Raw genomic sequence first — 12,184 nt, forward strand, 5'->3', positions numbered from 1 at the left:
GTTGTGAGGGGAGAAATTAATTTTATAATAAGGAAGGAGATTTATCGTGAGTAAAAGTAAAGTTATTATTGTAGGTGCATCACATGGCGGACATCAATCTATTTTAGAGTTATTATCTAGATATGGTGAAGATGTGGAGATTACGTTATTTGAGGCTGGAGACTATATTTCGTTTATGTCGTGTGGCATGGAACTTTATTTAGAGGACCAAGTAACAGACGTAAATGATGTCAGAAACTTCCGACCAGAAAACTTTCCAGAAGAAAATGTCCACATTTTGAATAATCATTTAGTAAAAGCAATCAATGCGGATCAAAAGACAGTGACTGTCACTAATACACTGGAAGATCAAACTACTGATTATGCATATGACAAATTGATTTTAAGTTCTGGTGTTACACCCAATTCTCTTCCAGTTCCAGGTACTGATTTAGAAAATGTTTATTTGATGCGTGGATATAACTGGGCAACGAAAATCAAAGAAAAGCTCAACAACCCTGATGTTAAACAAGTAGCAGTTATTGGTGCCGGATACATCGGTATCGAGGCAGCAGAAGCTTTTTGTAAAGCCGGAAAAGAAGTAATACTTTTAGATATGATTGATCGCCCATTGGGAACTTATCTAGACCAAGAAATGACAGATATTTTAGAAAAACATCTAACAGAAAAAGGAATCCAAGTAATGACTGGCGCAAAAATTGAAGCATTTTTAGGAGATGGGAAAGTTTCAGCTATTCAAGTAAACGGCGAAGAAATTCCAACTGATTTAATCATTCAAGCAGCAGGAGTGAAAGCCAATACTGAATGGTTGGAAGGAACGGTTGACTTAGACAAACGTGGTTGGATCGTAACCAATGAATACTTACAAACAAATCTCCCAGACGTATACGCTGTTGGTGATGCAACACTTGCTTATTCGATTCCAGCACGTACAAAAATGCCGATTGCTTTGGCAACAGTGGCTAGAAGAGAAGCACGTTATGTTGTTCAACATTTATTTGAAAGTATCCCAAATAAACCTTTTGGCGGAGTGATCGGCTCATCAGCTTTGAGTGTGTTTGATTATCATTTTGCTGCAAGTGGTTTGAATAGTTTTACTGCAGATAAAGCAGGTGTATCGATCGCTTCAGCTTATTTTGAAGATACATTACGACCTAAATATGTACCAGAAAAATTCGGAAATACAAGTGTTTCTGTTCAATTGTTCTTCGATCCAATGACCCATCAAATTTTGGGTGGAGCTGTGTTATCAACCTATGATATTACTGCTCAAGGAAATGTGTTAGCTTTGGCAATTCAACAAAAATTGACCCTAGAAGATTTAGCTGAGGCAGACCTTTTCTTCCAACCAGGATTTGACCGCCAATGGAGCTTAGTGAATTTGGCAGCCCAACATGCATTAGCTGAAAAAGAATTTATTGAATAATTTTCGTATATTTATACGATGATTTCTAGCTAATTAAAAATAAAAAACACCTTCCAGATGTTTGTTTAACTTTTGGAAGATGTTTTTTTCGTTTCAGAAGGAATTAGGTGATGAAATGAATGAAAGAATTTTAAATAGATAAATCGGTGTGTACGAATGACAATGACAAAAAAGCAGAACCATTCATATTCAAAATAGAGATGCTTTGTTACTTCAACTGATTTGGATAACTTTAACACCAGTGTTTCGAATGTCGGTCAAAACTTTTTCAGAGCAAAAGCGATCCGTAATCAGATAGTCAAAGGCAGAAACATCCGCAATTTTAAATTTTGATGTTAAACCGATTTTTCGATGATCAGCAACAAGAATTTTACACTTGAAAGTTTGCCGAATCATCATTTCGTTAATGGTAGACTCATTCAAAATTTTTGTTGTTACACCGTTGTCAAGGCTTACTCCGCTACATCCAATAATGCAAACATCAGCATTCATAGAAGAAATTGTATTTAAAGCGATGTCACCAACTAAAGCTTCCTTTGGAAAACGCATCTCGCCTCCAGTTAAAATGTAATTACAGTTTTCTTTATGATAAGAATAGTTGATTTTTACATTATTTGTCACAACTGTTAGATGATTTGCATGAACAAATTCAATCGTTTTTAAAGCAGTTGAACTTGAATTTATAAAGACAGTGTCATAATCATTAATATATTTACTTGCCTCGCGAGCGATTGCTTGTTTCAATCGTTCTGGTCCAGATTGATCGAAATCAGTGTTGTTCTCATAATTATAAGAACAAGAACCATACGTTCGAATAATCTCATTTTTTTCCTCTAGTAAGTTTAGATCTCTGCGAATCGTGCTGATTGAAACCTTTAAGTTCTCAGACAACTCAAGAGCAGTCATTTGCTCTTGTTGTTGAAGTAAGTCCAAAATATTTTTTTTTCGTTCCTCAATATTTGCCAGTGAGTTTTTCACCTTTAACCTCCTATATAATTTTCTTTTTAAATTAAATGATTTTTTATCTCCGAAGAATCATATAAAGTTCTTTAACTGCATCTATCATACTAAAAAAATCATTAAAACTGTCAATAACGTCATATAAATTTCAAACAATCATATAAAAGGGTTCTCAGATTCTTTTTGACACATTATGATTTAAATGTAATTAAGAAAGGAGCAATGAAAATGACTAAACAGATCACCGATGTGACAAAAGAAAGCTGGATTCTAGAGACATTCCCAGAATGGGGCACTTATTTAAATGAAGAAATTGAAAGAGAAGAAGTAAAACAAGGAACGTTTGCAATGTGGTGGCTAGGCTGTACAGGTATTTGGCTAAAGAGTGATGCAGGTACCAATATCTTATGTGATTTATGGTGCGGGACGGGGAAACGCAGTCATGGAAACGGTAAGATGAAAAAAGGCCATCAAATGATGCGAATGAGTGGTGTGCAAAAAATGCAGCCCAACTTACGGACACAACCATTCGTAATCGATCCATTTGAAATCAAAAATGTAAACGCTTTAGTTGTTACGCATATCCATTCCGATCATTTGGATATCAATACAGCGGCAGCAGTCCATCAAAACTGTCCCACAGCAAAATTTATTGGACCTAAGGAAGTAGTGCATACTTGGTTGAAGTGGGGAATTCCAAAAGAAAAAACGATGATTGTTAAGCCTGGGGATGAAGTGAAAATCAATGATATCACGATTGTTGCGTTAGAGGCTTTCGATCGTACGGCATTAGTTACCTGCGAAGATCCAGAAGTAACATTAAAAGGAACGATGCCACAAGACATGGATGAGATCGCTGTGAATTATTTATTTGAAACATCAGGAGGTAATCTTTATCACGCAGGAGATTCACATTATTCAAATTTATTCGCCAAGCATGGGAATGAACATGAAATTGATGTTTGCCTGGGAGCATATGGAGAAAATCCTCGTGGTATCACTGATAAAGTAACCTCTGTTGATATGTTACGAATGGCAGAGTCTTTAAATGCGAAAGTAGTTATTCCAGTTCACTATGATATCTGGGCAAACTTTATGGCTGATCCAAAAGAAATTACTGAGATTTGGAAATTTAAAAAAGATCGTTTGAAATATGCGTTCAAACCTTACATCTGGCAAGTTGGAGGTAAGTTTACTTATCCAACAAATAAGGATGATTTGGAATTTAATTTTTACCGCGGCTTTGACGATGTATTTACTGTAGAAAACGATACACCATTTCCATCATTCCTATAGAAAAGAGGTAAAACAGCATGCTGAACTATTTTTTCGATAATGACTTGGTAAAATATTCCGATAAAAAAATCACTGATTGGAAAGAAGCAATTAATGAAAGCTGCCAACTATTATTAGATAAACAACTAATTGATCAAACCTATATTGATGAAATCATTCATTGTGTCGAAGAATATGGTCCTTACATCGTCATTGTTCCACAAGTTGCTATGCCACATTCTTCTGAGAAAAGTCGAGGCGTGTTTGGTACAGCTATCTCATTTACAAAGATGCAGGATCCCATTCAGTTTGAAAGTGACGGTGAAGAGAAATCAGCAATTTTATTTTTTACTTTAGCAGCTAAAAACCCAAAAGAACACGTGGAAAACATTCAACGTTTATCTGAGTTATTGATGACAGATGGTTTGATTGACCGGTTAGCAGCAACTCATTCGCTTGAGGAATATCAAATGGTGATGCAAGAGTACAAGTTATAGGAGGAAAAGTGATGGCGGACTTTTTATTAAATATTTGGACATATTTTGCAACAAACATCTTAACTCAGCCAGCATATCTCATTGGTTTTATTGTTCTGCTGGGCTATCTTTTATTAAAACGACCATTGTATGAGTGCCTTGCGGGTTTCCTTAAAGCTACGGTTGGTTACTTCATTTTGACGGTTGGTTCTGGAGGATTAGTCAACAACTTTCGACCAATTTTAGTTGGTTTAAAAGAGCGATTTAACTTGGATGCAATGGTTACCGATCCATATTTTGGTCAAAATGCAGTAGATGCAGGGTTAATGGAAACTTTTGGTCGAACGTTTGGCGATGTGATGATCTTGTTATTGATTGCTTTTGTCATGAATATTTTACTTGTACGTTTTCAAAAATATACGAAGTTGCGCTCAGTCTTTACCACTGGAAATGTCCAGATTCAACAGTCTGCAACAGCATTCTGGATTTTGCTGTTCTGTTTTCCAGATTTAGGCAGAATCCAAGTCTTGATTTTTATGGGCCTGATTCTAGGGTGTTACTGGGCCGTTGCCTCTAATTTAACAGTTGGAATTACGCAAGAATTGACAGAAGGTGCTGGGTTTGCCGTGGCGCATCAACAAATGTTTGGGATTTTTATCTTTGCCAAGTTAGCTGAATGGATGAAAAAGCGTGATAAGAGAAAAAATAAATCCAAAAAAGTTGATAAAAAAATAGAAGATATGGAATTGCCAGGATTCTTGTCAATTTTCAATGAAAACATGGTAGCAACTTCTTTATTAATGCTTTTCTTCTTTGGCATTATCTTATTGGTCTTAGGGCAAGATTATTTAATCCAAGCTGAGTTTATGCAAGAGGGTCAAAGCTTCTTATTCTATATTATGACAACATCACTAAACTTCGCAGTTTATCTTGCTATTTTACAATTAGGTGTCCGGACATTCGTTGATGAGCTGACACAATCCTTCCAAGGAATTTCAAATACAATTTTACCGGGAGCAGTACCGGGAATTGATGTCGCTGCTACGTTTGGTTTTGGTTCACCAAATGCTGTAACGATTGGCTTTTTATTCGGCGCTTTAGGTCAATTCTTGATGATTGCTTTACTCATTTTGTTTAAGTCACCAACCATTGTGATTGCAGGATTTATCCCACTGTTCTTTGACAATGCAGTAATCGCTGTTTTTGCTAACAATCGTGGAGGGTTTAAAGCCGCTTGTCTTTTCCCATTCATTTCTGGAATTATTCAAGTTGGTGGATCTGCCATTTTTGCCACATGGATTGGTATGTCCAAATTTGGTGGGTATATTGGAATGTTTGACTGGGCTACAGCATGGCCGCTCTTTACAATTATCATGAAGGTTTTAGGATATGTTGGAATTGCCATAGTTGTGATTGGTTTGTTGATTATTCCGCAATTGCAATACCGTAAAAATCCAGATGGGTACTTTATGATTGTCGATGATTACGAACAATATGCAGAAAAATATCAAAAACAAAACTAAGTAAATAAGGAAAACAAAGTGAACATTTAGGAGGAAATCAAAATGAGAATTTTAGTATCTTGCGCAAATGGATCAGGAACAAGTTTGATGATGATGAGAAGTGTGGAAAAGGCGATGAAAGAATTAAGTATACCGATCACTAAAATTCATCATTGTTCCATTTCAGAAGGAAAAAGTTCTGCAACACAATATGATGTAGTTTTTACACCAGTAAACTTTTTGACTATGTTTGCTCAAGCGCAGAAGAAGGGGATCACCGTTATTGGAATCAAAAATGTCATGTCAGCCAAAGAAATCAGTGAAAAATTTGCTGAGTCAGAACTCTATCAAAAAACTAAATAAAGGAGCACAACAAAATGAGTAGACCAACATTACAAATTGCTTTAGATCACAATCATTTGGAACATGCGTTAGCAGACGTTATCAAAGTTGGAAAAATCGTCGATATTATTGAAATTGGAACAATTTTATGCTTGCAAGAGGGATGGAAAGCGATTAGTTGCATCCGTAGTATGTTTCCAGAAAAAACAATCGTGGCTGATACAAAATGTGCGGATGCAGGTGGAACCGTGGCTAGAAATGTTGCGAAAGCTGGTGCTGATTTCATGACTGTTATCTGTTGCGCCACAATTCCTACTATGGAGGCTGCCCAAAAAGAAGTTAAAGAACTACAAGTAGAGCTATATGGTGACTGGACTTATCAACAAGCAACCGAGTGGCGACAAATTGGTATTAAACAAGTAATTTATCATCAAAGTCGAGATGCATTATTTTCTGGTGAAACTTGGAGTGAAAAAGATTTGTCAAAAGTCAAAACATTGATTGAAATGGGATTTGATGTATCTGTTACGGGAGGCTTAACCATTAGTACACTTCAATTATTTTCCGGAATCGATGTCTCTAATTTTATTGCTGGGAGAGGAATTTCTGATGCAACTGATCCAGTTAAGGCTGCAAATGACTTCAAAAAAGAAATCATTCGTATTTGGGGGGAATAGTCATGGCTCAAATCGGCATCTATGAAAAAGCTCTACCTAAAAATATCTCTTGGAAAGAACGTTTTGAATTGGCAAAGGAAATGGGATTTTCCTTTATTGAAATGTCTATTGATGAAACAGATGGGCGTTTAGCTCGTCTGGATTGGCCTACTGAAATGATTGCTAAACTACGTGAAGAGATGTTGGAGACAGACATCCGAATCCATTCGATTTGCCTAAGTGGTCATCGAAGATTTCCTTTTGGCTCTGCAAGCATAGCAAATCAAAAAAAAGCAAAAGCAATCATGCAAAAAGCAATCAAGCTTGCTCACAAATTAAATGTCAAGATTATCCAAGTAGCAGGATATGATGTTTACTATGAAAAAAAATCAATGTTCTCACGAGAAGCTTTCATTGATGGCCTGAAAGAAAGTATCAAAATGGCTTCGGAATATGGTGTCCTTCTTTCCATTGAGATTATGGATGATCCATTTATGAATTCAATGACTAAATTTTTGGAAATAAAACAACAAATTCACTCGCCTTATTTACAAGTATATCCTGATTTAGGCAATCTTTCCGCGTGGCCGGAGAACAATCCGAGTGTTGAGTTGGAGCGAGGAATTGACTACATTACCGCTATTCATTTAAAAGATACGTACCCATTAACTCAAGATTTCCCGGGACAATTTCGTGATGTACCATTTGGTCAAGGGTGTGTGGACTTCTTAGGTTTATTAAAGACGCTTAAACGATTAGAGTATGATGGGACCTTTTTGATTGAAATGTGGAGTGAAACAAACCCTGATTTTAAGAAAGAAATTGAAGCAGCAAAAAGCTATCTTTATCCAAAGTTAAAGGAGGCAGGTTATGTTATCGCATGAGCTGATCATCAAAGAAATGAAACAACGTGTGTATGAAGCTAATCTAAAACTGCCTCAATACGGATTAGTGAAATTAACATGGGGTAATGTGAGTGAAATTAATCGCGCACTTGGTGTAATCGTGATCAAACCAAGCGGGGTAAATTATGAAGAAATGACAGTAAATCAAATGGTTGTTACAGACTTGGCTGGAAATTTGTTAGAGGAGGATAGCATGAAACCATCTTCCGACTTGCCAACACATATAGTTTTGTACGAAGCTTTTGAACAAGTCAATGCGATCGTTCATACACACTCGACGAACGCTGTGATGTGGGCGCAAGCTGGTCGAGACTTACCCGCTTATGGAACGACGCATGCAGATGCTTTTTACGGAACAATTCCTTGCACGCGCCAATTGACGAAAGCAGAAGTCAAAGAAGCCTATGAAAAAAATACAGGCTGTGTCATTATTGAGGCCTTCCAAGAAAGAAAGTTACAAGCAACTGAAATTCCTGGTGTATTCGTTTATGGACATGGTCCATTTACTTGGGGAGAGACACCTGCGAAAGCTGTAGAAAATAGTTTGATTTTAGATGAGATTTGTTTGATGGCGAAAGAAAATGAAAAAATCAATCCAGAAATTCAGGAAATCCCACACTATTTGTTGGATAAACATTATTATCGTAAACACGGTATCCATGCCTATTACGGACAAAAATAGCAAAAGCGATCAATCAATTGATTGATCGCTTTTATGATTTCTTTTAGTTGTAGGAAGTCCTATTTATCTTGTGTGTATGCCCACGAAATATGCCGCAAAAGAATAGCTAAAAATATAGGTTGCAACAATACTATCTAAGTTATTCCATTTATAACATATATGGTTGTCATCAATCAAAAAATTGTTGTATTGCTATACAAAAAAGGAAAGGGTAACAAAAACATGCTACTATTTTTATGTAGTCAGAGTCGTTATTCAAAAATAGAGGAGGAATCTTAATGAAAAAAGGAGTCAAGGCAGGGCTAGCAACTTTCACGATTGTGGTATTTGGAATTGTAAGCGGTAATCAAACAGTGGCGGCGAGCGCGAATGATGCTGGAGCGAAATACGACGATAAACTCGTTACAATCCAGAGTGTCTTAGATCCTTGGTGGGTCGTTGATTATGACATAGAAACTTCAGAAATATCGACAGATTTGAGCCAAAAAATTGATAGCCAAAAATGGCTCATGTCCTATAATGAACAAGAAGATGCTTATTCTATTTCTTCGCACTATGTTCCTGCTGTATTCGATGAAGATGAACCATGGAGATATCCTAAATATTTAATCGCATCTTCTGTGAAAGATGCTCAAGGTAATGAGGTTATCAATACAGAAATAGAGTATCCTAATGAACGAAGCTTCTGGCGATTAGTTGAAGATGATGTACATAAGGATAAGGAAGTTTATTACTTAGAAAGCCTTTATAATGGTAAAGTAATGGACGCGCCAAAGTTACATTTGGGAAAAAATCATCAGTTGATTACATTCCCAAAAAATGGTGGAGATAATCAAAAATGGCACATTCAAGTTGAGGAAGCTGTCAATCAAAATTAAGTTGAAATTTTATTACATAAAAAAATATACTTGAATAACGAACGATGATTTGTAAAAAAACAGAGTGCTGTTTCATGAATCCCTAGACTTTTGCTTTAGGTTATTCATGAAACAACACTCTTTTTAGTAACGAATAGTGGATAAAAACAGTTCAAAATTTTGCGCGTCAGCTATCTTTTGCTGTAGTTTTTGATTTTCAACTAGATCAGATAAATATTCAAAAAAAACTTGTAGTTGCTCTTTATCTTCTTCAGCAACTGCCAGCAGAAAAATAATTTTGACTGTTGCAGTTTGACGCCAGACAATCGGTTCTTTCGAGATATAAACAAAAATTTTTGTTTGCTGGATCGATGCATCGATTGCATGAGGAATGGCAATCAAATTCGTGATATTCGTGGGTGCAATTTGCTCTCGTTCAATCACTTTTGCAATAAAATCTTCAGATACAATTTCTTGTTCTTGTAAAATCGTTCCGATTGACTGGATTAATTCGTCCCGCGTAATTTGTTGATTGTTGACGACAAATAAACTTGGATCGAACAGGCTTAAAAAATGGCGTTTTTCTTCTTCCTCCACTAAAAGTTTTTCAATTTTCTCCATTCCTTGTTTGATATCTAAAAAATCGATCTGGATAACAGGAATCTGTTTATTTTTAAGTGGAACTGTTGAGATGAGAAAATCAACAGTTGTTAGTTTTTTTGTTTGATAAGCTGCGTAAGAAATAGTATCAACGATTTCTAACTGATCAGCAAAACGCTTCTTTAACATCGCTTCAATCAGTCGACTAGTCGAGACACCTTGACCACAGACAACCAAAATTCGTTTTTTATCTGTTGTGTGTGCTTTTTTTCGTTCGATAGCTGCTGCAATGTGCAAAGCTAGGTACCCAATGTCATCTTCTGTGAACTCAAAAGTGCTTAGCCATTTACTATTGTTTGTTGCCAAAACTGCTAGCTCAAACGCATACGAAAAATTCTTTTTGATCTCCGATAATAGGGGATTTTTTTTATTTTTCATAATCTCCTTTAATGTCAGATAACTAGAAAAATGGGTAAAGAGATCCTTTCGTAAAATGTCATCTTGTTGCAGATCTTCACCAATCATTTCGTTAATTTCCATCAACATCTGGTCAATGAATTGATAGATTTTAGTTGTTTGACTACTAGAATGTTGTGGCTGTTGTAAATCTAAAAACAGATGATTCTGTAGCCAAATTTCGTCTTGAAGATCAAATCTGACTTGATTCTTTTTTTCAATAGCTGCTAAAAGTTTTCTGATTGAAGATTGAATCTTTTCATCGATGACAAAAAAACTGGAAACGGATTCAAGATGATGCTGATTTTTGACTCGAAGAATAGCAATTGCTAAGTGAATAACAAAGTTTTTTCGATGATAGTCAGAAATTTTATACAGATCAGGTGGGAAAAAATCTGTTACTAATTGAGATAGTTCGACTAAGTTGATTTCGTGAAACAGTTCGTATTCATCTCGTGAAAATTGTGAGATATAGCTCTCAAAGTTTTTTTCAATCAATTGATCTGAGATTACTTGACGAATAGCTGATTCTTCCCCCATGATTTTGTAGCCAATATTAACTTTTGAAGTGATTTTGACGTCGTAAGAAGCAAGTAATAAACGAAGCTGGCGAATATAACCTAAGATCGTCGTTCGTCCGACATATAATTGATTGCACAGTTCGTCTAGTGATTTTTCTTGCTCTGAGAATAAGAATAAAAACAATAATTGCCTGATTCGGTCTTCAGAAGTTTCTAATTGGTGGGATGGTGTAGTTGATTGTGAATGTAGCTCAGTAAATAGTTCTTGAACATTTTCTTTGTGTAACATTTCGTATCCCACGCCTCTTTTGAGCACGATTGTTGTATCATATTTTGATAGAAAATCATTTAGTTCTTTCACATCATTTCTGATTGTTCGCTTAGAAACCGAAAAATCAGAAGCTAGTTGTTCACTTGAACAATTTTTTTCGCTATAGAGTCGCTGAAACAACTGATTCAACCTCTTGTACGCAAACATACTTATCTCCCCCTTAATTGTTATCATATATAGGAATGATCTGAATTACAATTGGCAGATTTAGGTAAGAAATCAAAAAGATAGAAAATGCTTACAATGTCAAGGTACTATGATTAGTTCGAAGCTAGTCGAATGATTTCCGTTTAATAAAGGAAATCCTTGAACTAAAAAATTCATCTTTTTCCAGTTTGAAAGGGAAATAGAAGTGGTATCGAATGTATGCGATTTCATTTATAGTATGGATAGCAAGGAGGTAATCGAGTGAAAGAAATCAAACAGCACTATTTATGTGAAAAGCATCTGACATTCCAATCAAAAGTTGCTAACTGGGAAGAAGCAGTAAAGTTAGCCGCAGAACCTTTATTACAAGAGCGGATCATTGAAGAAAAGTATATTCAGGCAATGATCAAAAACGTTCGAGAAATGGGCTCGTACATGGTATTAGTACCACGAGTTGCAATGCCTCATGCTCGACCAGAAGCGGGCGCTTTAGGAACAGGATTTAGTATTTTGAAATTAGCTGAGCCAATTTCTTTTGGCGATGCAAAAGAGGTGTATCTCATTATTTGTTTAGCAACGGATAATAATGAAGCGCATCTAGCAATGCTTCAAAAAATCTCCGCACTAATTGATGAAGAAGAAAAAGTTGACGCATTATTAGAGACATCGACAAAAGCAGCATTTATAAAATTAGCAGAAAAGTTTATCAAAGAAGAGGAGGAATTTTAATGATTAAAATTATTACAGTGTGTGGGAATGGAATTGGTAGTAGTAATTTATTGGCGATGAAAATCAATCAGATTGCCAAAAAGAATGGGTTTGAAGTTGATGCGAAATCCAGTGATTTTAATGCAGCGTTAGGTGAAGAGCCTGATCTTTTTGTAACAGTCGATGAATTTGCCAAGCAGTTTCCTGCAAACAAAAAAGTTGCTGTCGTTAGAAGTTACGCAGACAAGAAAAAAATTTCAGAAGATATTTTACCAGTATTAGAAGAACTCAGTAACAGATAATCAATTATCTTATATGGCCGTATAAGAGGATTAAATAG

General features: G+C 35.8%; 13 protein-coding genes. 11 read left to right on the forward strand and 2 right to left on the reverse strand.

Features of this window, described 5'->3' with window-relative positions; translation table 11 throughout:
- Positions 1-46 precede the first annotated feature (46 nt).
- The gene (locus tag AC4BD1_RS05860) at positions 47-1,426 is read left to right on the forward strand and encodes an FAD-dependent oxidoreductase (RefSeq protein WP_490485977.1); all 1,380 of its coding nucleotides are present in this window, start codon (positions 47-49) and stop codon (positions 1,424-1,426) included.
- 213 nt (positions 1,427-1,639) lie between these two features.
- Here AC4BD1_RS05860 and AC4BD1_RS05865 read toward each other — a convergent pair whose 3' ends face one another.
- Entirely contained in the window at positions 1,640-2,404 is a 765-nt protein-coding gene (locus AC4BD1_RS05865; protein ID WP_490485978.1) for a DeoR/GlpR family DNA-binding transcription regulator, read from the reverse strand.
- Positions 2,405-2,614: 210 nt separating this feature from the next.
- Between AC4BD1_RS05865 and ulaG the strand changes: the two genes are divergently transcribed.
- The 8 genes from ulaG to AC4BD1_RS05905 all read left to right on the forward strand — a co-directional run bounded on the left by ulaG (position 2,615) and on the right by AC4BD1_RS05905 (position 9,102).
- A complete protein-coding gene (gene ulaG / locus AC4BD1_RS05870; protein WP_490467230.1) occupies positions 2,615-3,682 on the forward strand; it encodes an L-ascorbate 6-phosphate lactonase in 1,068 nt (355 codons plus the stop codon).
- Between the two features lie 17 nt (positions 3,683-3,699).
- Positions 3,700-4,158 carry a PTS sugar transporter subunit IIA gene (locus AC4BD1_RS05875; RefSeq protein WP_206909567.1) on the forward strand — a complete coding sequence of 153 codons (459 nt, stop codon included), beginning with the start codon at positions 3,700-3,702 and terminating at the stop codon, positions 4,156-4,158.
- A gap of 11 nt (positions 4,159-4,169) precedes the next feature.
- Entirely contained in the window at positions 4,170-5,660 is a 1,491-nt protein-coding gene (gene ulaA / locus AC4BD1_RS05880; RefSeq protein ID WP_490485979.1) for a PTS ascorbate transporter subunit IIC, read from the forward strand.
- A gap of 42 nt (positions 5,661-5,702) precedes the next feature.
- Positions 5,703-6,002 carry a PTS sugar transporter subunit IIB gene (locus AC4BD1_RS05885; protein ID WP_206909571.1) on the forward strand — a complete coding sequence of 100 codons (300 nt, stop codon included), beginning with the start codon at positions 5,703-5,705 and terminating at the stop codon, positions 6,000-6,002.
- Between the two features lie 14 nt (positions 6,003-6,016).
- Entirely contained in the window at positions 6,017-6,658 is a 642-nt protein-coding gene (locus tag AC4BD1_RS05890) for a 3-keto-L-gulonate-6-phosphate decarboxylase UlaD (RefSeq protein WP_490485980.1), read from the forward strand.
- Between the two features lie 2 nt (positions 6,659-6,660).
- Entirely contained in the window at positions 6,661-7,521 is an 861-nt protein-coding gene (locus tag AC4BD1_RS05895) for an L-ribulose-5-phosphate 3-epimerase (RefSeq protein ID WP_490485981.1), read from the forward strand.
- Positions 7,508-8,224 (forward strand): L-ribulose-5-phosphate 4-epimerase AraD, encoded by a 717-nt coding sequence (gene araD, locus AC4BD1_RS05900; RefSeq protein ID WP_206909577.1) that lies wholly within the window; start codon positions 7,508-7,510, stop codon positions 8,222-8,224. The genes AC4BD1_RS05895 and araD overlap by 14 nt, the downstream gene beginning before the upstream one ends.
- 278 nt (positions 8,225-8,502) lie before the next feature.
- Positions 8,503-9,102 carry a hypothetical protein gene (locus AC4BD1_RS05905; RefSeq protein ID WP_490467235.1) on the forward strand — a complete coding sequence of 200 codons (600 nt, stop codon included), beginning with the start codon at positions 8,503-8,505 and terminating at the stop codon, positions 9,100-9,102.
- A gap of 123 nt (positions 9,103-9,225) precedes the next feature.
- On the opposite strand, the gene AC4BD1_RS05910 is transcribed toward AC4BD1_RS05905, so the two are convergent.
- Positions 9,226-11,136 carry a BglG family transcription antiterminator gene (locus AC4BD1_RS05910; protein ID WP_490467236.1) on the reverse strand — a complete coding sequence of 637 codons (1,911 nt, stop codon included), beginning with the start codon at positions 11,134-11,136 and terminating at the stop codon, positions 9,226-9,228.
- 261 nt (positions 11,137-11,397) lie between these two features.
- Here AC4BD1_RS05910 and AC4BD1_RS05915 point away from each other — a divergent pair, with 261 nt between their 5' ends.
- On the forward strand, positions 11,398-11,865 hold the full coding sequence (locus tag AC4BD1_RS05915; RefSeq protein ID WP_206909583.1) for a PTS sugar transporter subunit IIA: 468 nt from the start codon (positions 11,398-11,400) through the stop codon (positions 11,863-11,865).
- Positions 11,865-12,146, forward strand: a complete 282-nt coding sequence (locus AC4BD1_RS05920) for a PTS sugar transporter subunit IIB (RefSeq protein WP_206909584.1) — start codon at positions 11,865-11,867, stop codon at positions 12,144-12,146. Before AC4BD1_RS05915 ends, AC4BD1_RS05920 begins: the two co-directional genes overlap by 1 nt.
- Positions 12,147-12,184: the final 38 nt, after the last annotated feature.

The sequence above is a fragment of the Enterococcus sp. DJ147D b genome, assembly GCF_058216655.1.